We start from the raw sequence: 24096 nt of genomic DNA on the forward strand, positions 1-24096 counted from the left end.
ATCTCTTTGCTAATCTTTAATTTTTAATTGTCACAATGGCAGCTACGCCGTAATATACCGCTCTTGATAATTCTGCTTGTCCGGATATAGAAGCTGTAACAAGGGATCCACCACTTGCCGAAAAATATTTTGCAGCTTCTAACGGAATACCATCTTCTTTCACATCAATATGTGTTCCATCTTGCCAGTCTATTTTCTGCATTGTTGCTGAAAAGTCCCCAGTCACTTTACCAATTTCCTTACCATTCATCTCTAAAAATATCCATTCCCATTTTGTTAAACTTAGTACTTGTTTCAACTCTCCAATTTTCTTTCCATTTACACTATAAAATATATAGAAGTTACGCACGCCCATCTTCTTTTGAACACGCAGCAATCTTTCTCCCGATTGATTATATAAATAAAATTGTTGCTTATGTAGTCCCTTAAAAAGAAAAGAAAGTGCACCTTTCCATATACTTTGAATAACGGAATTATACTCTTCTTTTAAAAACCCTACTGCACTGCCATCTAATCCAAAGTACGTTATTACTTGAAATACCCCTACCTCTCTACGAACAACGAACTTTTGTTGTTCAAATAATCTAGAGCTCCCTATATTACAATTATCCTGTCTAAGCATTTTTGCTCTTCGTTTTTCTATAAAACTATATATTAGTAATCCAAACGCTGGTAGCAAAATACCTATTAATTTCAGAATTTCTTTATCTGAAGTGAATATTGTTCCTTTTTTATATTCCATAACTAATCCAATTACAACGATAATCCATACAATGATAGCTATAAACAAAGTTCGTTTCGCATTGCGTGCATGATGCTTATGTATACTCATAAACCTCCCCCTTTTCCATTTATTTCATTATCGCACCGCACATATATTTCCTCAATGCAAAAAAGACTATCCAAAAGGACAGTCTTTTACACTTCTATATTTCGTAACATCGTATAAATGTCGTTATTCACTTTACCAAATGATTTAATGTTATTTTGAATGTTAGATAATAAAACCACATATACACTACCATTTTTACTAAAACCATTTAAGCAATTCCAACCTGGCATTACACCGTGATTTGAATAGCTTCCTGGATCTACATACCAGCCAAATCCATAATCCTTTTTCACGGCTGTAAACATTTGATTATAACTCTCTTTTGAAATTAATTTTCCAGAAAAGAGTGCTTCATTAAATAAATATAAATCATGCGCGCTCGTATATATATCACCACAACCATATAGTTGTGACATGCTCGGAATATTAGGTGTTGTCATATTGTTATTCACTATTTTATAACCCGTTGATGGGAATCTTGTTTGTTCCAACGCTGTACCGAAACCAGAATGTTTCATACCCGCAGTCGCAAAAATATGTTGTTTTATATATTCTTCGAGCGACTGTCCACTTACCTTCTCAGCAATGTAAGCAAGTATAGAGTAGTTCGAATCGGAATACTTCCATTTCTCTCCTGGACTCCCGATACGCTTTTGATTTCCTATCCGCTTTATCAGTTCTTCATGAGAAATATCCTCTTTTCCCTGCTCATATTCCGGAATGCCTGATGTATGTGTTAATAGATGTTTTAACTGAATGCTATTACCTTGAGGAAAGTCTGGAATATACTTTGCAACTGTATCCTCTACTTGTAACTTATTTTGATCTTTGAGTTGCATAATAGCAGTCGCCACAAATGCTTTTGAAATAGAACCAATATAAAAGGTCGTCTCTGAATTATTCGGCACTTGCTTCTCTTTATTAGCCATGCCGTATCCTTTATTCACAAGAACTTTCCCATTCTTCACAATAACAGCTGTCCCACTAAATCCCATGCTCTGTAAATATTGATCCAATTGAGCGTTTTCATTAATTTCTTGAGGCGGTCCCTCAGCAGGTTTCTCTATAACTTGCGCCTGTTTTATCTGTTCTTCCTGTTCTTTTTGTTTTCTTTGTTTTTCAGCTTCTTGCCTTTTCACTTCTTCTATCTTTTTTATCTCTTCTTGCTTCTTCATTTCTGCTGCTGCTTTTAAAGTTTCCTCTTTTTTATTATGCGCAACAATTTTTGTATACATGAAATATACAAGTGACAGTAGTAGGGCTAGAATGATTGTTCTTTTTATGTATACAATCGACCGATTTGCTTTCCCATTAACAGTATTTTTTTCCTGATCCATGATTACCTTTTTCCCCTTATTTACCGATAATTTAATTCATCTACACAAGACTTATTTCAAATCATTTCCGCAGATTATGGACACTCCATTTTATGTCATCACTACTGTATCACGCACCGAACATATTACCAACCTATATGTTCAAAAAAGAAAAAGAAAATTTATAAAAGTAAGATTCCCTTTAAAAAATTAACAAAAAAAGAGGATATCCTGTAAAAGACTGTTGTTATCAATCTTTTTGGATATCCTCTTATCTAACTATTTACACGTGTTTTTTCATATCATCGGCAACAGATTCAACATTTGTACCTACGATAACTTGTACACTTGTGTTACTTAATTTCATAACGCCTTTTGCACCTGCGCGTTTTAATGCTGGTTCATTTACTAAACCTGCATCTTTCACTTGTAAGCGTAAACGCGTTGCACAGTTATCAATAACTGTTAAGTTTTCTTTTCCGCCTAAAGCTGCTACGTAAGTTTCACCAATTGAACCTGCAACTGGTGCATCACCCTCTTCAGCTAACTCATCTTCATCTTCATCTTCACGACCAGGAGTTTTCAAGTCGAACTTCTTAATTAAGAAGTAGAATACTACAAAGTAAATTGCTGCGTAAATTAAACCGATTCCTGCTAGTAACACTGGTTTTGTTGCAATACCAAAGTTTAAGAAGTAATCAATTGCACCGGCACTAAATGTGAAACCATCGTGAATGCCAAGTGATGTTGTTACGAATAAAGATATACCTGTTAACACGGCATGAATACCATATAATAATGGTGATAAGAACATGAATGAGAATTCAATAGGTTCTGTAATACCAGTTAAGAATGAAGTTAATGCTAGGCCACCTAACATACCTGTAACCATTTTACGTTTTTCTGGTTTAGCAGCTGCAATCATTGCGAAACATGCTGCTGGTAAACCGAACATCATAACTGGGAAGAAACCAGTCATAAACATACCTGCTGTTTTGTCCCCTGCAAGGAAACGAGCGATATCACCATTTACAACATTACCTGCTGCATTTGTAAAGTCACCAAATACGAACCAGAAGTATGTGTTCATTACGTGGTGTAAACCAATTGGGATTAATAGACGGTTTAATAGACCGAATAGACCTGAACCAATTGCACCTAAATTAACAATTCCATGAGCTAATGCATCGATGCCATTTTGAATTGCTGGCCAAATTTGTGCGAATAGAATTCCTAATATTAGCATCACAACCGATGTAACAATTGGAACGAAACGTTTTCCAGCAAAAAAACCTAACCATTCTGGAAGTTTAATTTTATGGAATTTATTATAAAGGAATCCTGCTATAACACCGACAATAATACCACCTAAAACTTTCATATCCACTTTAGTCGATAATTCGGCTGCCTTAGATACTTGTGTCATTGTATCTGCAAGCTTAGATGGATCTACATTTGCGCTATTACCTATTAAATCTTGAACTTTACCTAATTTATCTTGTAATTCTGCAGCAGAATATCCCTTACTAAGTGCATCAATACTGTTTTTCATAACCAGATAACCAATTGCACCTGCAAGACCTGCGGCACCACTACCATCAACTGAAAGACCGATTGCAATACCGATTGCAAAAATAAGTGCTAAATTATCAAAAACAGCTGCACCGGCCTGTGCCATAACAGGAATATCAAATACATCTGGTTGCCCTAAACGAAGCAATAATCCTGCTGCTGGTAGCACTGCGATTGGAAGCATTAACGCTTTACCAATACGTTGTAAAAACTGCAACATTTTAATTCCCCCTATCAAATTTATGAAATCGTTATCATTATAAGTACGCCTTAGAAAACGCTTTCTATTTACATAACCATAATAACATATAGTTGTATAGATGTGTAGTTTTTATTTCCGAACTTTTTATGGATAAATCTCCTATTTCCAAACTGTTATATAAAAGGAAAATTTTCCTTTTATAACACGGAATAATCGAAACTGAAGACTCACTATAGAACATTCAACTTTCGTTTTATCATTCCACTTTTTCATGTTATTATTTATTTCCGAGCATATCGGGAAAAGTAAACTTAGTTAATTCGAAATAGGAGCGTTGGTACTATGCAGTGCATTGAAACAAACAACTTACAGCAGTTGTTAGAACAAGTAAAACCATATACGAAAAAAGGAAAACTTGCTACTTATATCCCCGAACTAGGAAATGCAAATCCAAATGATCTAGGGATTGCCATTTTTCATAAAGAAACAGAATATATCCATGCTGGTAACTCACAAACACTATTTACTCTTCAAAGTATTTCTAAAGTAATTACACTTGCTCTTGCCCTTTTAGACCGTGGTGAAGAATATGTATTTTCTAAAGTTGGAATGGAACCAACTGGTGACCCATTTAATTCTATTATTAAGCTTGAAACAACAAGTTCTTCCAAGCCTCTTAATCCAATGATTAATGCGGGTGCATTAGCTATTACAAGTATGCTAGCTGGTAATGATAACGAGGAGAAGATGGAACGCATTCTTCAATTTGTGCGTGATATAACAGACAATCCTACTATTAGTTATTCTTCTAAAGTTGCCACTTCTGAATTAGAAACAGCTTACTTAAACCGTTCACTTTGTTACTATATGAAACAAAATGGCATCATCGATAACGATATTGAAGAACTTATGGATTTATATACGCGTCAATGTGCAATTGAGGTTAACTGTATCGACCTAGCACGTATTGGTTTAATCTTTGCAATGGATGGATATGATCCTTATAAAAAGAAACAGATCATCCCTAAACATATTACGAAAATTTGTAAAACATTTATGGTTACTTGCGGGATGTATAATGAATCTGGTGAATTTGCAATTCGTGTTGGAATCCCTGCAAAAAGTGGTGTAGCGGGCGGCATTTTCGGCTGCGTAAAAGGCGAAATGGGAATCGGTATTTTCGGACCAGCTTTAGATGCAAACGGAAATAGTATCGCTGGTTTTAAAATTCTTGAATTACTTTCTGCCCAAGAAGGTTGGAGTATGTTTTAATTTAGAAGTTATCCTGCTATATTGGCAGGATTTTTTATTTCACAAAAATCCGTTCTACTAGGCATCAACACACTTCAAAAAACAGTAATAAAAGTTCTCTTTATTATGCATATTTGCTCCCCCCTCCTGAATAATATAGTACAACCTAGCGCTGTATGTGGAGGTGTAAAAGATGAAACTCATATTTCAAATGGAGAAACAACCTGTTCTCGAAAAAACAATTCTTCTTTTCATATTGAGTATTGTAGAAAGTTTGAAACTAAAAGTTGTTTCACTCGATGAAGCTCACCGATACATATTCAATTTAGAAGTGCTTGAACTATTAATGGATCGGAACATCGATGATCAAGTACTAGAACTTATTCATTTCGGAATGGGACTTGAAGACATTTACCATGTACTTCCCGAAGAACTTGAGCATAGTATCGAAGAACTGAAATGGCTTTGTATTCAAGTTTTAAGTGAGTACAGTATGCATGATGATGAATGTGCACAACTAATTGAAGATATACGCTAAAAAGCACCTATGCAGGTGCTTTTACTTTTTTAAACCTTTTTACACACAAAGATTTGTATAATACTTACAATCTTTCATTACCGTGAAAAGATTTCACGTCGATATATGCAATTTTTTAGTGTATTTCCAAGGAAATACTCGAATACTGTTTTCCCTATCATTCTTACAACAATTGATCAATTCCAATAAGAATTAATAACACACCTGCAATTATAGTTGCCCATTTCCCTAAGTATTCAGCTAAAAATCTTTTACCAACATACGTAAAACCACTAATACAAATAAAACTAAAAAATCCAGAAATACATGCCGTAAGCCAAAGATTTAAATTTGTTACTCCAGCATCAAATCCACCTGCAATATTGTTTATGGACAATGCAACTCCTAAAACAATTGCTTCAGAAAAACTAATTGTTTTAGAACCATCAAAATCTGCTTTTTCTGGATCACGTAAAACCCCCATAAGTACACTACTATCTTTAGATTCTACGGTATCTTTTTGACTCAAGAAAGGCTGACATAAAATAAACACCCCGATTATTCCTAAAACGATTGCTCCAATAATGTTTGCTGTGAACTCTGAAATAAATAATGCGATCCAATTCCCAAAAAATCCAGCTAGTAAAGTAAATAAAAATCCAAAAAATGCGATGATAAAATTGTTAAGCCACGAAATTCTAATTTTACGAATGCCATATGCAATCCCAACACCTGCATTATCTAAATTAGACGCAATCCCGATTAAAAAAATTGAAAATAAACCTGCCGTACTCATCATGCAGTCACCCCTTTTCTCACTTTTCATTGCATATTATGAAAATGTTGAGCAACTGTGCCTGTCTGTTTCATATACTTGTAATAAATGCTCAACATTTTTTCAACGATAGACAATAGAAAAGGAGTGCCTACATTATGCCCAATGAAAATCCAAATGAGCGGCTCGGTAAATTAATAAAGAAACTGTTAAAGGAGCGGGCTCTATCTATGCGTCAACTAGGAACACTTACAAATATTGATCCTGCAACAATTTCAAGAATAATTAATGGCAAACAACAACCGAAGCAAAACCATTTACAAAAATTCGCAAACTGTCTACAAGTTCCACCGCAATTATTACTTGATGAAATGTACCCTGACTCTCCACACATAAATAAGGAAAAAGCAGATATGTACACATCTCTCGATACAATTCAACAAACATTACAATCCTCTAACCTATTCGACTTCGAATACACAACAACTCGTGTAAAACAAGAACTTGAAAATTACGAGCGCTATGCTCAAACTACTGAAGGCGAAAAACGTATTCACGAGAGTTTCAAAAGTAAAATAGAACAAATTGATAGTGCTGGTCCTTTCATTGAGCAATTAACAAATATGTACCAACAATTTTGTACAGAAACCATTTCAACCGAAGAGCGTGCAATTATTGGGGGTGCCTTACTATATTTCATTTTATCAACAGACATTATCCCCGATTACCTTTTTCCAATCGGCTATTTAGATGATGCGATTGCCGTTGAATTAGCTAAAGAGAAATTAATTGAAATAAAACGAAAAACATAGAAAAATAAAGAACTATTTCAGTTGTTTATGTTCAACTCTGAAATAGTTCGCTAAAAAAGCGTACAAGTACATACCTGTACAATTTCAATATACTAATCTATTTTTTTGTATGACACCATTCATATATGAACGCTGTTATTACTTTTGTAAATTCAATTAACTGCTCAACTTCAACTTTCTCATTTATTGAATGAGCTTCTTCTAATGTACCTGGTCCGTAAATAACAGCTGGAATGTTAAACTCACTAAACCATCCGCCATCAGTTACCGTTGCTGACATATTTAAAATTGCATTTTTAGATAAAATAGATTCATGTACTGAACTTAGCGTTTTGACAGCAACATGTTCGCTATCTACTTCTAAAGAAGGAAAAATTTCGCCACGATCCACAATCATTGATTCTCCGCCCCACTTAAATTGTGGTGGGTTCTCTCTTAACCATGGATCTGCTGCTGCCACTTTTCCTAAATACTCTTCTATTTCTTCTATTATTTGTTCATGCGTTTCATTTGGATAAAAATGTACGGTTATCCACAATCGGCACTCATCCGCAATAAATGCCGCATGACGTCCTCCTTCAATAACAGCTGGATTAATTGTTGTTGTTCCAGATGGATAGCCTTCATATGTTTTCATGACTGCCCAATGACGCTCTAATTCTTGTAAGCTTTGGACAATCTTCATCATTTTCTCAATCGCACTCGCTCCAAATAGACGTCCTCCAGCATGGATCATTTGTCTACGTGTTGCATCATGAAACGTTTGCGGGCTTTTCACTGTAATCCATCCAGTAATTACGCCGCCCTGCCCTTGCATATGTAAATTACTTGTATCAACTACTACTGCAAAATCAGCATCATAACCACGCTTACAACATTGAAGTGTCCCTGCTTCTCCTACTTCTTCGCCAATTACCGATTGAAAAATTAAATCTCCAGGTAATTCAATCCCCACTTCTTCTAAAAGCTGAATAGCAAATAAGGCTCCAGCTAGTCCACCTTTCATATCTGCCGCGCCTCTCCCAACTAACCAACCATCTTTTATAAACGGCTCAAACGGCTTTGTTTCCCACGGTTCGTCCTTTGATACTTCTGCAACATCTATATGTCCATTAATAATGAGACTTTTATGTGACTCACTTGCTGTCCCTTTTTTCACTCCAACAGCATTCGGATCATTCGGATATACATCCCACTTATCAATACTAAAATTTCGTTTTTTTAGAAACTCTGCCACAAATTCTTGCGCCTCATTTGTATTTCTTGCTGGTGGTGCTGGTGTTTCAAAGCGAATTAAAGCTTTTGTAAGTTCTAGTAGCTCGTCTTTTCGTAAATCAATCTGTTTTAATAGCTGTGAAACTTCTTGATTCATTGCTAATTCCCCTTTGCATACGTAGTATGTTTCCAGCTTTATTTTTACAAAAAAAGAGACTGTTTACAATTCTACAGTCTCTAAATTCCTTGTTATTATAAATTCAATTTCAACTATAAACTTTCTAATTCTGTTGTATTCATCTTTTCGATATGTTCTATTTTACTTTTCTTACTTCTTGTAGCACGGTAAAACAGTAAACAAACGATCATAAATGGAATACCACAATATAATGCCATTCTTTGTTCTGGAATAAAAGCCATAGCTACAATTACTGTTAAATTTAATACTAAAGCAAGAATTGGAACAAATGGATACAGTGGTGTTTTAAATTTCAAATCCTTAATATCTCCCCCTTGCTTCACGTATGTCCTTCTAGCTAATAGGTTAGATAAAGCAATAGATGCCCAAACTAATATCGCTCCAAACCCAGCAATAGAAAGAAGCCATAAATAAACTGTATCTTCCGCATAAATACCTGATAGTAATGAGAGACACCCTACAAACGTACTTACAATCAATGCATAAATAGGAACACCGTTTTTAGATAACTTACCAAAAATCGGGCTAATCATTCCTTGATTAGACATAGACCATAGCATACGGGAAGTTGCATATAATCCTGAATTCGCAACTGATAGTACAGCTGTAATAATAACAAAATTTATAATATCAGCCGCATAAGGAATACCAATTTTATCAAATACAACTACGAATGGACTTTCTATCACTCCTGCTTGCTGCCAAGGAAATAGTCCCGCAAGAATAAAAATAGATAGTACAAAGAAAATAAGTATGCGCCAAACTGTATTATTAATTGCCTTCGGGATAGTTTTCTCTGGATTTTCACTCTCACCAGCTGCAATACCAACTAGTTCTGTTCCTTGGAAGGAAAAATTAACTGCAATCATCGTAATTAAAATGGCTGATAATCCATTTGGGAACAATCCACCATAATCAGTAAAGCTAGAAAACATCGGCGCTGGTTCATTTCCTTTCATATCTAGAAAACCAAACATTGCTGCCCCGCCCAAAATGATAAATGCAATAATTGTAATTACTTTAATACTTGCAAACCAGAATTCAACCTCCGCAAAACTTCTTGAAGATAACGCATTAATAACAAAGAGTAATACGGCAAACACTACGCACCAAATCCATGATGATACATCTGGAAACCAACGTTTCATTAATATACTAACTGCAATTAATTCAATGCCTATCGTAGCCGTCCAGTTTAGCCACGACATCCATCCCACTACATAACCCGCTGCAGGTGAAATATGTTTTGTAGCATATGTTTGATACGATCCTGCATCAGGCATCGCAACCGCTAACTCTCCAAGACAGAGCATCGTTAAATACATAACAAATCCACCGACAAGATACGCTACAATCGCTCCTCCAGGTCCAGCTTCATGAATTGTATAACTGGATCCTAAAAAAAGCCCAGTACCAATAACCCCTCCGAGTGCAATCATAAATATGTGCCGACTTTTCAATTCTCTTTTTAATCCCTGGTTTTGATCCATCATATAAATCCCCCCTTTTCACTTTGCAAACCCATTTAATGTAAGCGTTTTTAAAATTCTTCATAGTAAAAATAATTATTTAAAAGAGCAAAATACATATTACTACTATTAATCACTACCTGTTATTAATAGGTCATCCCTCACTGTTATTAATAGTTTTTGATCAGCGATAGCTTGTCCTTCTACCACTTCTAATGATTCGATATAACCACTGATTCCCACTTTAATTTCCACCTGCTGCTTATCTATTGTTTCAATTAACGCTAATTTTTCCCACTCATATACGTAAGAACTTTCAGTAACAAATAATTTCTCTACTTTCCCGTAACAAGGACTATACACGCCTTCTATAACCGTCTTCACTTTATAAATTCCTCCCTCTTATTAATTGAAACTGAAACGTTGCATACACTATAAAGATTCATAATCCCCCTACTCTTTAAATTTAGAGATCTTAACTACTATTCATGCAAAATACGTACCAACCTCAATACCTATGTAAAATTAGGATTTCTTACGAAAAAAATCTGCATAACCGCAAAAATTTTCTATTATTTGAAAATTTTTAAGAGAAAATAGCAAAAAAATTTTGCGATTTTATAAGAATTTTAATAAAATTATAAAAAGTCAGTCTTCATAGGGTATAACGAGGAGAAGATAATACATGCATACAGAAGAAATCAATTTTAAAAAGATTATTGAAATGAATGTGCTATATGAAACTTTACTCAATGAACTAGATATTGGGATTCATATTATTAATGAGGAAAGTAAAACGATTATCTATAACCGTAAAATGATGGAAATTGAATCAATGGAACGCTCAGATGTGCTATATAAAAACCCTTTAGAAGTATTCGCATTTGAAGAAAATAAAAATAGTACTCTTATAGAGGCATTAAAATTAGGAAAAACAAACAAAAATATAAAACAAACGTATTTTAACAATAAAGGGCAAGAAATTACGACAATTAACAATACTTTCCCTATAATAGAAAACGGAAAAATTAAAGGCGCTATTGAAATTTCAACAGAGATTAGCCATTTCAAACAAACAATGAAAACGAACCTTTCTCGAAAACAAAATAACAAGTTTACCTTTGATCACATAATCGGTGATTCTAGTGCTATTCAATCGGTCATTACAGAAGCGAAGAGGGTAATTCGTACCTCCTCATCCATACTTCTCGTAGGAGAAACAGGGACCGGTAAAGAACTATTTGCACAAAGTATCCATAATGAAAGTCAGCGTTCAACAAAACCATTTATTTCACAAAACTGTGCCGCTATACCTGATACACTCATGGAAAGCTTATTATTTGGTACGAACCGAGGTGCATTTACAGGAGCTATCGATAAAGCTGGTTTATTTGAAGAAGCAAACGGAGGAACTTTGTTATTAGATGAGATCAATTCATTAAGTCCATCACTTCAAGCGAAGTTATTACGAGCTATACAAGAAAAAACAATACGAAGAATCGGAGGCACACAAGAAAAAGAAATTGATATTCGTATTATAGCAACTATTAATGAAGATCCTCTTGAAGCTATTACGCACAATCGCTTAAGGGAAGACTTATATTACCGATTAAGCGTCGTTACTTTATGTCTTCCACCTTTACGTGAAAGAAAAGAAGATATTTCAGCTCTTATTCAGCACTTTATCGAAAAGTATAACACTCAATTTGGGCTCAGCGTAACGGATATAGATGTACATGTAAGAGAATTCTTTTATGCACACGATTGGCCCGGAAACGTACGAGAATTGGAACATATAATAGAAGGTTCAATGAACTTAATAGAAGATGAAAATATCATTACAGCGTTTCATCTTCCCACTCGCTTTCGCGAACGAATAAAAAAAGAATTCCATATACAACCTTCCCTAACTAGTCCGAATACTGATACACCTAAAACTTTAAAGCGCACAATAGAAGAAATGGAAAAGAACTACATCAATCAAATCCTTAAAGAGAATCATGGTAATATCTCACAAGCCGCAAAGTTTTTAGGATTGAGTAGACAAAACTTACAATATCGAATAAAAAAACTGCATTTGCACATATAAAATGAAAACACTACTAAGTGTAAATAAATGGAAGACTTTGTTATAATAAACATATAACATGCTAGAAAGGGGCGATATATATATGAGTAATGATAAAAAATTAAAGTTATTACAATACTTATACCTTCTTCCTGCCGTTCTATGTATGATGTTATTCATTAATGCTGATATGAGCAGCTCTCCTTATGCAAAGTTCTTAGGAACAATTAGCGGCTCCTTTGCGGCTATTATGCTTGCTGCTTTTTGGAATTTGAAGCTACGTATGAAGAAAGAGAAATCTTCTTAATTTCAGAGTGCAAAAAAATCGAGCCTTATCAGCTCGATTTTTTTACTTATTATTAAAATTCAACATTCTCCAAATACAATCCACTCGCCTCAGCAAGACAATTAATTTGATTACGTTGTTTTTCCTCTAAAATGTTTGGAATTGCGTCCGCCTCTAATTGCCCTAATCCAACTTCAATTAATGCTCCAACAATTTTCCGCACCATGTTATGAAGGAATCCGTTACCACTTACTCTAATTTGTACAAATCCTGATTCTTCGGAAACATCAAGTGTATACACTTCTCGAACCATAGATTTTTTCTTAGACTTTGCATTTGAAAAGGCAGTGAAGTCATGTGAACCAATTAAATGTTTCGCAGCTTCTTTCATGCTTTTCACATTTAATTGTTTATTCACGTGCATGCTGTATTTACGCATAAATGGGTTCGTATGCTCTTCATTCCAAATTTTATAAAGATATGTTTTTGCTTTAGAATTGTAACGAGCATGGAAACGATCTGGTACTTCTTCTACACTCGTAATACTAATATCATTTGGTAAATATTGATTTAAATACTTTTTCACTTTATGTTCTACTAACTTCTCATCACTTTGAAAGTTAGCTACTTGATTCAAAGCGTGTACACCAGCATCCGTTCTACTACAGCCGATAATTTCAATTTCTTTTCCGACCATTTCAGATATTATACTTTCGACTTTCCCCTGAATCGTATTGTCATTATTACCAAGACGTTGCCACCCTTTATAACGCGCACCATCATATTGAATCGTCAATTTATAATTGTTCATTATATTCTCCTTACTTCCATTCGCTAAATAAAATATACCCTCACATAGCTCTTGCTTTGTGAGGGACATATCCTTATTGAATGTTACTTTCTAACAAGTTTCACTACATTTTCTACATGCGCAGTATGCGGGAACATATCAACTGGTTGTACATACTCCACTTCATAGCTCTCCATTAATGTTTCCACATCACGTGCTAATGAGGAAGGGTTACAAGACACGTAAACAACTTGTTTCGGTTTCACTTTTAAAATCGTTTCAAGTAATTTATCATCACAACCTGTACGCGGTGGGTCGACAACAATGACATCTGGACGCCAGCCTTCTTTTACCCACTTTGGTAACCATTGTTCCGCTTTACCAGCTTCATACTTTGCATTTGTGAATCCGTGGCGTTTTGCATTTTTCTTTGCATCTTCAATCGCTTCTGGAATTACATCCATACCACGTACTTCCGCTGCATCATTCGCAAGCCAAAGTCCAATCGTACCGACACCACAATACGCATCCACAATCTTCTCGTTTCCTGTTAAAGCAGCTGCTTTTTTCGCTTCATCGTATAAAACAACTGTTTGTTCTGGATTTAATTGGAAGAATGCGCGTGCTGATAATTCAAATGATAAATCACCTAGTGTTTCTTGAATTACTTCTTTTCCAGCTAATTTAAATGTTTTATCACCGAAAATAACAGATGTTTTACGCCAGTTTACGTTTTGCATAATTGATTTAACACTTGGCATTTGTTTTTGCACTTCTGCGATAAATTGATCTTTATTTGGTAATTCTTCTTTTGTTGTAATAAGTGTGACTTGCACTTCCCCTGTTTGAACTGCAGTACGTGTCACAATTGTGCGTACTAAACCTTTTTGTTTTTTCTCATTGTAAATAGAAACATTTAATTTTTCTAATATACGTCTTACAACTTTTGTCGCTTCATTCGTTGCTTTATGTTGAATCATGCAATGAGAAATATCAATTAACTGATGTGAGTTTTGCTTATATAACCCTGTAATAACCTTTTCGTCTTTACGCCCCACTTGCAATTGACTTTTATTACGATAATGCCATGGATTTTCCATACCAAGCGTCGGACGAATTTTCTCTTCCAGACTGTTATTCATGTACTTCTCAAATGCTTGTACAACGATATCACGCTTTTGATTTAATTGTTCTTTATAATCTAAATGTTGCAATTGACAGCCACCACACTCCTCATATACTGAACATGGTGCTTTCACACGATGTGGTGAGGATTTACGAACTTTTTTCACTTTCGCTTCAGCGAAGCCACGCTGAATTTTCGTTGCTTCAGCAACAACTTCTTCTCCTGGTAATGCCCCTGGAATGAAAACAACTTGTCTCTTAAAATAACCAACGCCTTCTCCGTTAATCCCAAGACGTTTAATTGTCACAGGAAACGTTTGACCAACTTCCAACTTACTCTCTTGTTGCTTTTGTATCATTATTACACCTCTACTCTATACTTTTCCATAAATATAACGCTGCATAACTGCAATATGGTTCACACTCTTGTTTCACTTTTTCTAAAAATGCATCATCAGGCTTATTATCTAATTGAAATACACCTTGCACTGCGCGCTGAATTCCAATGTCTGCTTTTGGAAACATATTTTTCCGACCAAGCCCAAACATTAAAAAGTTTTGCACTGTCCATGCTCCAATACCCCTTATTGGTAACAATTGTGCCGATACTTCTTCTTCTGTTTCGTTTTGTATCCTTGCTAAATCTAATTTACCGCCTACAATATGTTTTGCTAATCCTACTATATATTCGGCTTTTCGCTGACTAAACTTCTGCTCTCTCAATTCTTCTATTGAAATGTTTGCTACTCTTTCTGGTGTTGGGAAAAAGAAAACGCCGTTCTTCTCTGTCCCATATCGTTTTACAAATTGATCTGTTAGCACAGTAGCAAATTTCAAATTTATTTGTTGATGAATAATACAGCGAAGAAGACAAGCGAAATAATCAAATTCTAAAATAATTGGAGTATAAGCATATGTTTCAAATAGTGGACGTAATGATGTGTTTAAAAAATGATTTTGTATATTTTGAAACGGTTCATTCCAGTGAAAAATGGATCTCATTCGTTTCATTACTTTCTCTTGATCTCCTGCCTGACTAGAGATCCAAAACTGTGGATTTTGAACAGTACCAATCCCTTGCAAACGAACAACAATCTGTTCTTCGTCTATAAAAAGCGGGACATAAATTACTTTCTCGTCTAATTGAATAACGTTTAACGGGTCGAAAGATAAACGCTTTAGTACTTCCTCAAAATGGTACGGATATTCTAACGTAACATGTTCGCTCCACATACGTTTCCCCATCCTTTTTACACATCATTATAGCATGAGAAAACCGCAAGCATACATGCTTACGGTTGATTGCTTTTTACTAAATCATCTAGGCTTTTAAAATGATACCCTTTCTCGCGCAAATCATCAATGATTTTCGCAAGTGCTTCTGCATTATCTTTTGATATTGCATGAAGTAACAAAACAGATCCTGGATGAATCATAGTCATTACATTATTATGAGCGTATTGCCATCCTCTTTGCTGATCTACTTTCCAATCAAGAAATGCAAGCGACCAAAACACGTTATAATATCCCATTTCTTTCGTAAGCGCTAGCGTTCTTTCACTAAACACGCCTCGCGGAGGGCGTACATATTTCACTTCTTTTTGCCCAGTAACTTTTTTAATCTCTTCCGTTACGCTCGTTAATTCTTCACGAAGTTTTGCATCATTTACTGTTGTAAAATCTGGATGATTCCAAGAATGATTACCAATAATATGTCCTTCATTTTTCATTCTTAATAATAAATCTTTTTGTGTTTTTATATAATGTCCCGTCACAAAGAAAGTTGCTGGTACTTTTTTCTCCTTCAGTACATCTAAAATCTTTCCTGTATATCCATTTTCGTATCCATTATCAAATGTTAAATAAATATCTTTTTTCTTCGTATCTCCTAAATAAAACCCACCATTTTTTTGTAGTAATTCTGTATATAGTTTCCCTGCATCTGGCACCGTTTCATTTTTAGGACGTGGGATTCCCCAGTTATGTGGTGTATTCGTATAAGCAAATGTTGAAACTGGAACAAGTGCCATCATAATTGAAAAAATGAGACCTATATATAACCATTTATATTTCATAAATAGTCTCCTTTCCATATATAATCGTACCTGTAGTTTCTGTTTCCCTGCTTTCTTTCATGCTGAACATGTTTTTCTATATATACCAAAAAAATGCACCTCGAATAATTCGAGATGCACTTCTCTTTACTTAAATACAGGTTCTTTAAAGCTCGCCAATTTTTCAAGTGATGTTTTATCAACATCAGCATGTAGACTTTTACCATGAGAATCCATCGTTACAACTGCTTTAAAACCATCGATACGTAAATGCCACATTGCCTCTGGGATACCGAATTGTAAGAAATCAACATCTTTCACTTCTTTAATACATTCAGCATAATATTGCGCTGCACCACCAATTGCATTTAAGTACACACCACCGTGTTCTTCTAAAGCTGCTAATGTTTTAGAACCCATACCACCTTTACCAATTACAGCACGAATACCGAACTTTTTCATAATATCGCCTTGATATGGCTCTTCACGAATACTTGTCGTTGGACCTGCCGCTTTAATTTGCCAATTATCATTTTCATCTTTCACTACAACTGGACCACAATGATAAATAATTTGTCCCTTTAAATCTACTGGACAATCGTTATCCATTAAATGTTTATGAATCGCATCACGTCCTGTATACATCATGCCGTTAATTGTAACAACATCACCAACACGAAGTTCACGAATTTGCTCTTCTGTAATTGGAGCTTGTAATACGATTTCACGCTGCTCTGTTTGTTCTTGCGCAGCATCTTGCTGAAGTGTATCTTCACCTTCCTGGTACAACCAATCCATAATTTCACCTGTTTCAGGATGAATTGTTACACCAAGACGACGATATGCCCAACAATTATACGCAACAGATACGTAGAAGCTCGCTGGCAAACGATTATATACTCCAATTTTGCAACCTAATAAAGTTGTTTCTCCGCCAAATCCCATCGTACCAATGCCAAGCTTATTCGCATTCTCTAATACATACTCTTCAAGCTTGTGTAATTCTGGAACTGGATTTACATCATCTAATGTACGGAATAATTGATTTTTTGCTAATTCGTAACCTGATGTGCGGTCTCCCCCGATACCGACGCCGATTACTCCTGCGCTACACCCTTGACCTTGCGCTTGATATACTGCATGAAGAAGGCATTTACGAATTCCTTCTAAATCACGCCCAGCTCGTCCAAGTCCTTCTATTTCACAAGGCAGGCTATATTGAATATTTTTATTCTCACAACCGCCGCCCTTTAAAATTAAACGTGCATCAATGTAATCTTTTTCCCATTGTTCAAACTTAATAACAGGTGTACCTGGTCCTAAATTGTTTCCGCTATTGTCTCCAAAAAGAGAATCAACAGAGTTTGGACGAAGTTTACCATCTTTTGTCGCCCGCTCAAGCGCACTATAGATAGCTTCCTTCAGTTTTAATTGATTCACACCAACTGGTGTATAAATTTTAAACGTTGGCATCCCTGTATCTTGGCAAATTGGCGAGATATTATCATCTGCCATTTTAATGTTATTCGTAATTGTGCCAAGTGCCATCGCCGAACGAGTTCCTGCATTTTCTCGTTCTTTCGCTTGTTGAATTGCGCGACGAACATCTTTCGGTAAGTTCGTTGACGTTTCAACAATTAGTTGATACATGCTTTCTTGAAGCTTTTCCATTGTTACTTCCCCCTCAATTGTGAACGCTACCAAAACGTTATGAAATGAAAATTCCATTGTTATACTCTTCAGCTGTTTATTTATTTCACGCCATTAAAGGTTAAATGAAATTTTTCACAACTTGATTATACCTTTTTTTCTATATTCCTTCTATTATCCGTACAGAAAAAGGCTGCCAATTTTGTAGTGGCAGCCTTTTTAATATATTATTCGTCTTTTTTAAATTGCTCACATTTCAGTTCTAATTCATCTAACATTGCAAGAAGACGATCTACATCTTCTAATTCTACCTCTTCTGGTTCAATCGTATCAATTACTTCAATGAACATATTTAAACGTTCTTTCAAATATACTAGTTGTGAATCTTTACCTTGAATTGCTTTTCCCATGAAGGCACTCTCCTTTTAATTCGAGTTGCTTTTATTATACCGCAAAAATGATTGCTATGGGCATGTAATTTCATCAATTTCGTCACAGTAATTCATTATAATGTAAGCCCTCTCTCTTTTTTCACAAAAAAGTTTCACTTTATAAAAAGCTCATATTCTTCTATTATAGAGAATGGACAAATTGTTATTTCAATAGTCAAAGGAGTATTTCATATGACGATATCACAAATAATGAAGCCGATTACTCCTTCTTACGATCCATGGGAAGCGTATATGGACCTTGAAGAGTACGGCAAACTACTATTAACAAACGTTGAGTTTACAACGACGACGTTATGCAATATGCGTTGCGAGCATTGCGCTGTTGGTTACACATTACAGCCGAAAGATCCAAACCCGCTTCCGATGGAGCTTTTATTAAAACGATTAGATGAGATTCCTCATTTACGTTCTTTAAGTATTACAGGCGGAGAACCTATGCTTTCAAAAAAATCCGTCGACAACTATGTAACACCACTCTTAAAATACGCCCATGAGCGAGGCGTTCGCACTCAAATCAACTCAAACTTAACTATAGATTTAGCACGTTACGAACAAATTATTCCCTACTTAGATGTATTGCACATTTCACATAATTGGGGAACAATCGATGACTTCGTTGAAGGCGGATTTGCAATGATGGAGCGTAAGCCTACTTATGAACAGCGCGCTAAATTATTTGAAAGAATGATTACAAATAGTAAAGCCCTATCAGAGGCAGGTGTACTCGTATCAGCCGAAACTATGTTAAACAAACGAACTCTACCACATATTGAACATATTCACCGTCAAATCGTTGAAGAAATGGGCTGTAAACGTCATGAAGTTCACCCGATGTATCCGAGTGACTTCGCTAGCACACTTGAAATTTTAACAAAAGAAGAAATTCGAAATGCAGTTGAACATTTATTAGAGATCCGTGATGAAAATGTGTGGATGTTATTCGGAACATTACCTTTCTATGCATGTAGTGATAATGAACACGATTTAGCTACACTAAAGAAATTACATGAAAGTAAAAATGTAACTGTCCGCAATGATCCAGATGGTCGTTCTCGTTTGAACGTAAATATTTTCGATGGAAATATTATCGTGACCGACTTCGGTGATGTCCCGCTTCTAGGTAATGTACAAACAAATACACTACAAGAAGCTTACGACAAATGGTGTGACTCAAAAACAGCAAAATCATTAAGTTGCCATTGTCCTGCCGTGAAATGCCTTGGACCGAATGTTCTTGTAAAAAATAGCTACTATCCAAAAGAAGATTTCTTATCAAAAACATCAAACATTATGTTATAAATAAAAAACGTCAGCTTATAGGCTGACGTTTTTTATTTCATTGTGCATGCGATGAAGAAACAAATTTAAAAAATAAATGATCATGAATTGGAATAGCGGCTCCGATTCCTTGAGATGTAATATTTTTCACGACAAGCTTTTTTTGATTCCCTTTTAACACAAGGTAGACTTCTCCAAATGTTACTTTTCCTTTTTCATTTACTGCTGGTGTATACGCATATAAATATCCAAGTTGACTTGGACTAATATTATAAACACGCTCATGTCCGGTACCATAACCAATGGTTGTTTTAAATGAAAGTGGCAATTGTACTTTTTCAAGCGCTTTTAGAAGCATCATTTTTTTCACATCTGTAGTATCTTTCATATCTGCTGTTAAATCACCTTCGATTGTCTTTTGGGTTTCTTGCTTATAGCGAAGTGGGTATAAGCGATCCCCTCCACGATTATCATATACATTTCGATTTACTTGCTTATATTCCCAATTAATCGATGTGTCTATTGACTCATAATTTAATGCCCATTGCCCTAAATAAATTTTCGCTCGGTACCCTACTGCAAGCGGTGCATTCGAAATTGTCGTTTCATTAAACATTCGAATTAAATCTGGGTTTTCAATTTTGATATTTGCTGTTTTCAATAGTTCTTGCGCAAACTTACTTGGCTGTAAACGCGGTAAATCTTGTGCGTCATTTGGAAATGTATTATCCTTTGAAATATTTAAAACAGATGAAGGCATTTTTACTTCTACCGTTGTCTTTGCAAAACTACTGTTAGGAAATAATAAAATAAACGAGACCATGGTTGAAAGACATATGCTGTATACTCGTTTCACCTGTCTGGCTCCTTCCTATGTAAAGGTATATAAATTACTGTATTTAGTGTTTTCCCTCTGAAGCATTGTTATCCCTATTTTTCATAATAAATAAAAACCAATTCCCATAATGACATACGCAGCTAATAAAGTGCCTCCTTCAAACCAGTTTGTATCCCCATCATTTGAAATAGCAATAGTTAAGAAAACAGCTGTAATCATGGAAACAAGCTCTGGTATTGTAAATACTAGAGGCATCTTTTGTGCAAAAAGCATCGAAAGAAGTACTAACACAGGAGCAACAAACATGGCGATTTGTAATGTAGAACCTACTGCAATTTCTACTGCGATATTTACTTTATTTTTATATGCCATAATAATCGCAGATGCATGTTCTGCTGCATTACCAACAATCGCAACGATGATAACCCCTATAAATAACTCTGACCAGCCAAATGACTTTGCAACCGTTTCAAAAGTATGTACGAGTGCCTCTGAAACATAAGCTACCGCAATTGTTGCTATCGCTAAAACGAGTAGCGCTTTACCTTTCGACCACTCAGGCTCCTCCTCATGTACTTCTTCATCGCTCTTATGTTGATATACACCGCGGTGCGTAACTAACTTAAATAGCAATGCAGCAAGGTACATAATGATCATGATAATAGAAACACCAATACTTAATTGATACGTCTTTCCAGCATCCATCTTCATTGAAAAAATCTCTGGAATAACAAAAGCTACGACAACAGCAAATATTAATAAAGCTGAATTATGTCTTGCATCATAAACATTGAAACTTTGTCTCTTATACTTAAGGCCACCTATAAAGAAGGATAGCCCTCCTACCAGTAATAAATTTCCAAGTACAGAACCAGTTAAGGAAGCTAAAACAACTTCTGTTAATCCTGCCTGAAGTGCAAAAATTGAAATGATAAGTTCAACGGCATTACCGAAAGTGGCATTTAATAAACCACCTATCCGAGGCCCAGAAACGATTGCTAAACTTTCTGTCGCCCTCCCCATAAAACCAGCTAATGCAATAATAGTAATGCAGTATACAGCAAACATAATAGTTTGTGACCAATGAAGTGTTTTTCCGATTACAGAAAGTGGTACACCTATAAGCGCTACTATAAGAAATATTTTATTAAACATGCTTTCCATCCTTCCATCGTATGTATTTCTCCTCGATATTATTATTATTCATCTCCTAACTTGTCCGATTTCATCACAATTACGTTTAAAAAATCGGATTGAAGAAAACAGTATGAAAGATATTTAAATTATCTTGTTCAGACAGAAAAAATTATGAATTATGAAAAGAGGCTAAAAATATGCACTTAAAAGAAAAAATCGCAACTATTATTCAAGGTCAACGCACTGGTGTATTATCTACTGTACGTAACGATAAGCCACATAGCGCCTTTATGATGTTTTTCCACGAAGATTTTGTACTATATGTTGCAACAGATCGAAATTCAAAAAAGATAACAGATATTGAAAAAAATCCCAATGTACATGTACTACTTGGACGTGAAGGAAAGAAATTAGATGAAGATTACATTGAAGTTGAAGGTATCGCTTCCATCGAAGAAGATCAAACATTAAAAAACAAATTTTGGACTAATAGCTTAAAACGCTGGTTACTCGGTGCGGAAGACCCTAATTACGTACTAATAAAAATCAATCCCGATACAATTTATTACATCGATAGTGCTGGTACGACCGAGCCCGAGTTTTTACGACTATAAAATAAAAACAAGCCCCCTTAGGTGGGCTTGTTTTGTCGAAAGGTTCTTCTGAAAAAAACAATAAAATAGGTGGAACTTTCTAAAGATTCTGTTATATAATAGCAGTAACTTAAATAAACTGTATTAAAACAGATTGAGGGGAGAAATTAAAATTGATGAAAAGAGAAGAACGAAAAAACATGATTGAGTTTATTGAAAAGAAAAAAGGGATTGAACGTGACGAATTATTATTTATGACAGACGATGAAGTAGAGCATATTTATAATGTAACGTACTTTTTATATGAAGAAATAGCAGAGTAGTATAATAAACCCCCACCTTATTAAAAATATAGGGCGGGGGTTTATTTCGTTTTTTATACATGAGAATGATTTTCATGTATAATAATGTAAGATTGGAGGAGTTTCACTATGAGTTCATGGCTATTATTCGCACTATTATCAGCAATTGCTGCTGCCCTCGTATCTATTTTCGGAAAGATTGGCTTAGAGGGAATCGATGCCAACGTCGCAACAACGGTTCGCTCTATTATTATGGCATTATTTATGGTAGGAGTTATTATTATACAAGGTAAATTTCAAAATATCGGTGATGTCCTCCTAAATAAAAAAGCACTGCTATTTATCACATTAAGTGGAATCGCTGGTGCTTCGTCATGGCTATTTTATTTTCTTGCGTTAAAAACAGGAAAAGTTTCACAAGTAGCACCTATCGATAAATTAAGTGTAGTATTTTCCATTATTCTCGCGATGATTATATTAGGTGAAAAGTTAAACTTTATGACCGGTATTGGTGTAGTCTTTATTACAGCTGGTGTATTATTTATTGCTTTCAGCTAAAAAAACCGCTATTATTAGCGGTTTTTTCTTTTCCTTATGTAAATCCACACAATCAATATTACAATTGCCGAAACTAATAAAATCCATATTCCATAATGATGTAAACTATATTCAACAAAGCGCCACTTCTCTCCCAGTTTCCAACCTAAGCCAATAAAAACACTTATCCAAATTAGTGCACCACCGTAAGCATACAAACAAAATCGCCACAATGTTAAATTTGAAACTCCAGCAAAATATGCTGTTAAATGACGTACTCCCGGTATAAAGTAGCCAATCATTAAAAGAAATGGACCGTATTTTTCAAATAAAATATGTGTTTTTTCAATATGATGTTCCTTAATTCTAACTTTCGGACCATATTTTTTTAAAACAGGGAGCCCAAGTTTTAAACCTAATATGTAACTTAATGTAATGCCAAGCATTGCACCTGCCATTCCACTTAAAAAAGCAGCTGTTCCTGACATAACTCCTTTTGAAATGTTATATCCAATAAAAGTCAATAAAAACTCATCCGGTATAGGTAATCCAACAATCCCGCCAGCTAAAGCTATAATAATTCCAAAATATCCATAATGTGCGATTAACTCGCCAATATGTTGTTCCATTCGGAAGACACATCCTATACACGATCGTTATCCCATATTGTGCCCATTCTATCTTTAAGACAAACATGGTATACATATTCACTATACATTGTTTTTATAATGAACTCTACTTCTATTCCATTCCTTAAATAGAGATTTAATCGGTGGTTTTTTATCCATCCCCACTGATTATTCGCCTGAACCAATCGGGATTTTAC

At 35.1% G+C, this 24096-nt stretch carries 25 protein-coding genes; 9 read left to right on the forward strand and 16 right to left on the reverse strand.

From position 1 onward, the window contains the following. Positions 1–16: 16 nt before the first annotated feature. From MR066_RS23905 to nagE, 3 genes are all read right to left on the reverse strand, one after another. Complete coding sequence (locus tag MR066_RS23905; RefSeq protein WP_002029609.1) at positions 17–832, reverse strand: hypothetical protein; 816 nt, start codon at positions 830–832, stop codon at positions 17–19. Between the two features lie 86 nt (positions 833–918). Continuing rightward, positions 919–2169, reverse strand: a complete 1251-nt coding sequence (locus MR066_RS23910; protein ID WP_088038351.1) for a serine hydrolase domain-containing protein — start codon at positions 2167–2169, stop codon at positions 919–921. Positions 2170–2431: 262 nt separating this feature from the next. After that, a complete protein-coding gene (gene nagE / locus MR066_RS23915; RefSeq protein ID WP_088031659.1) occupies positions 2432–3940 on the reverse strand; it encodes an N-acetylglucosamine-specific PTS transporter subunit IIBC in 1509 nt (502 codons plus the stop codon). 324 nt (positions 3941–4264) lie between these two features. Here nagE and glsA point away from each other — a divergent pair, with 324 nt between their 5' ends. Beyond that, positions 4265–5194 (forward strand): glutaminase A, encoded by a 930-nt coding sequence (gene glsA, locus MR066_RS23920; protein WP_002029606.1) that lies wholly within the window; start codon positions 4265–4267, stop codon positions 5192–5194. Positions 5195–5366: 172 nt separating this feature from the next. After that, complete coding sequence (locus MR066_RS23925; RefSeq protein WP_002091149.1) at positions 5367–5711, forward strand: DUF3969 family protein; 345 nt, start codon at positions 5367–5369, stop codon at positions 5709–5711. A gap of 163 nt (positions 5712–5874) precedes the next feature. On the opposite strand, the gene ytaF is transcribed toward MR066_RS23925, so the two are convergent. Continuing rightward, a complete protein-coding gene (gene ytaF, locus MR066_RS23930; RefSeq protein ID WP_242248729.1) occupies positions 5875–6486 on the reverse strand; it encodes a sporulation membrane protein YtaF in 612 nt (203 codons plus the stop codon). 137 nt (positions 6487–6623) lie between these two features. Here ytaF and MR066_RS23935 point away from each other — a divergent pair, with 137 nt between their 5' ends. After that, on the forward strand, positions 6624–7277 hold the full coding sequence (locus MR066_RS23935) for a helix-turn-helix domain-containing protein (RefSeq protein WP_002091151.1): 654 nt from the start codon (positions 6624–6626) through the stop codon (positions 7275–7277). Positions 7278–7374: 97 nt separating this feature from the next. Here the strand turns inward: MR066_RS23935 and MR066_RS23940 are convergent, their stop codons facing one another. The 3 genes from MR066_RS23940 to MR066_RS23950 form a co-directional block, all read right to left on the reverse strand. Further along, positions 7375–8649 (reverse strand): acetylornithine deacetylase, encoded by a 1275-nt coding sequence (locus MR066_RS23940; RefSeq protein ID WP_242248732.1) that lies wholly within the window; start codon positions 8647–8649, stop codon positions 7375–7377. Between the two features lie 113 nt (positions 8650–8762). Next, complete coding sequence (locus MR066_RS23945; protein ID WP_002139532.1) at positions 8763–10184, reverse strand: amino acid permease; 1422 nt, start codon at positions 10182–10184, stop codon at positions 8763–8765. A 105-nt stretch (positions 10185–10289) separates the two neighbouring features. Next, a complete protein-coding gene (locus MR066_RS23950) occupies positions 10290–10544 on the reverse strand; it encodes a biotin/lipoyl attachment domain-containing protein (RefSeq protein ID WP_002010281.1) in 255 nt (84 codons plus the stop codon). 301 nt (positions 10545–10845) lie between these two features. On the opposite strand from MR066_RS23950, the gene MR066_RS23955 reads away from it, so the two are divergent. Together MR066_RS23955 and MR066_RS23960 are read left to right on the forward strand one after the other, a co-directional pair. Continuing rightward, positions 10846–12249, forward strand: a complete 1404-nt coding sequence (locus MR066_RS23955; protein ID WP_242248735.1) for a sigma-54 interaction domain-containing protein — start codon at positions 10846–10848, stop codon at positions 12247–12249. A gap of 82 nt (positions 12250–12331) precedes the next feature. After that, complete coding sequence (locus MR066_RS23960) at positions 12332–12535, forward strand: hypothetical protein (protein ID WP_242248736.1); 204 nt, start codon at positions 12332–12334, stop codon at positions 12533–12535. A 52-nt stretch (positions 12536–12587) separates the two neighbouring features. Here the strand turns inward: MR066_RS23960 and truA are convergent, their stop codons facing one another. The 6 genes from truA to MR066_RS23990 all read right to left on the reverse strand — a co-directional run bounded on the left by truA (position 12588) and on the right by MR066_RS23990 (position 18543). Then, a complete protein-coding gene (gene truA, locus MR066_RS23965; RefSeq protein ID WP_242248737.1) occupies positions 12588–13325 on the reverse strand; it encodes a tRNA pseudouridine(38-40) synthase TruA in 738 nt (245 codons plus the stop codon). Between the two features lie 83 nt (positions 13326–13408). Then, positions 13409–14788, reverse strand: a complete 1380-nt coding sequence (gene rlmD, locus MR066_RS23970; RefSeq protein ID WP_002029595.1) for a 23S rRNA (uracil(1939)-C(5))-methyltransferase RlmD — start codon at positions 14786–14788, stop codon at positions 13409–13411. A 10-nt stretch (positions 14789–14798) separates the two neighbouring features. Next, entirely contained in the window at positions 14799–15662 is an 864-nt protein-coding gene (locus tag MR066_RS23975; RefSeq protein WP_002125025.1) for a DNA-3-methyladenine glycosylase family protein, read from the reverse strand. 59 nt (positions 15663–15721) lie between these two features. Next, positions 15722–16504: a delta-lactam-biosynthetic de-N-acetylase gene (gene pdaA / locus MR066_RS23980; RefSeq protein ID WP_242248738.1), complete on the reverse strand. Its 783-nt coding sequence runs from the start codon at positions 16502–16504 to the stop codon at positions 15722–15724. 126 nt (positions 16505–16630) lie between these two features. After that, positions 16631–18154, reverse strand: coding sequence for a class I fumarate hydratase (gene fumA / locus MR066_RS23985; RefSeq protein ID WP_088038340.1), 1524 nt, complete (start codon positions 18152–18154; stop codon positions 16631–16633). Between the two features lie 206 nt (positions 18155–18360). Further along, on the reverse strand, positions 18361–18543 hold the full coding sequence (locus MR066_RS23990; protein ID WP_002010264.1) for an SE1561 family protein: 183 nt from the start codon (positions 18541–18543) through the stop codon (positions 18361–18363). Between the two features lie 213 nt (positions 18544–18756). On the opposite strand from MR066_RS23990, the gene yfkAB reads away from it, so the two are divergent. Further along, positions 18757–19884, forward strand: a complete 1128-nt coding sequence (gene yfkAB / locus MR066_RS23995; RefSeq protein WP_002125019.1) for a radical SAM/CxCxxxxC motif protein YfkAB — start codon at positions 18757–18759, stop codon at positions 19882–19884. A 37-nt stretch (positions 19885–19921) separates the two neighbouring features. On the opposite strand, the gene MR066_RS24000 is transcribed toward yfkAB, so the two are convergent. Together MR066_RS24000 and cax are read right to left on the reverse strand one after the other, a co-directional pair. After that, positions 19922–20719: a YfkD famly protein gene (locus MR066_RS24000; protein WP_002125017.1), complete on the reverse strand. Its 798-nt coding sequence runs from the start codon at positions 20717–20719 to the stop codon at positions 19922–19924. Positions 20720–20800: 81 nt separating this feature from the next. Continuing rightward, positions 20801–21856, reverse strand: a complete 1056-nt coding sequence (gene cax / locus MR066_RS24005) for a calcium/proton exchanger (protein ID WP_158664757.1) — start codon at positions 21854–21856, stop codon at positions 20801–20803. A 179-nt stretch (positions 21857–22035) separates the two neighbouring features. On the opposite strand from cax, the gene MR066_RS24010 reads away from it, so the two are divergent. The 3 genes from MR066_RS24010 (at position 22036) to MR066_RS24020 (ending at position 23291) form a co-directional block, all read left to right on the forward strand. After that, positions 22036–22452, forward strand: coding sequence for a pyridoxamine 5'-phosphate oxidase family protein (locus MR066_RS24010; RefSeq protein WP_002140268.1), 417 nt, complete (start codon positions 22036–22038; stop codon positions 22450–22452). 155 nt (positions 22453–22607) lie between these two features. Continuing rightward, positions 22608–22754: a BH0509 family protein gene (locus tag MR066_RS24015; RefSeq protein ID WP_000817786.1), complete on the forward strand. Its 147-nt coding sequence runs from the start codon at positions 22608–22610 to the stop codon at positions 22752–22754. A 108-nt stretch (positions 22755–22862) separates the two neighbouring features. Continuing rightward, the gene (locus tag MR066_RS24020) at positions 22863–23291 is read left to right on the forward strand and encodes an EamA family transporter (RefSeq protein ID WP_242248739.1); all 429 of its coding nucleotides are present in this window, start codon (positions 22863–22865) and stop codon (positions 23289–23291) included. Positions 23292–23305: 14 nt separating this feature from the next. Here MR066_RS24020 and MR066_RS24025 read toward each other — a convergent pair whose 3' ends face one another. Beyond that, positions 23306–23899 (reverse strand): DedA family protein, encoded by a 594-nt coding sequence (locus tag MR066_RS24025; protein ID WP_002029574.1) that lies wholly within the window; start codon positions 23897–23899, stop codon positions 23306–23308. Positions 23900–24096 lie beyond the last annotated feature (197 nt).

It is taken from the genome of Bacillus cereus group sp. BfR-BA-01523 (assembly GCF_022662615.1).
In the GTDB taxonomy this organism is placed as follows: domain Bacteria; phylum Bacillota; class Bacilli; order Bacillales; family Bacillaceae_G; genus Bacillus_A; species Bacillus_A mycoides.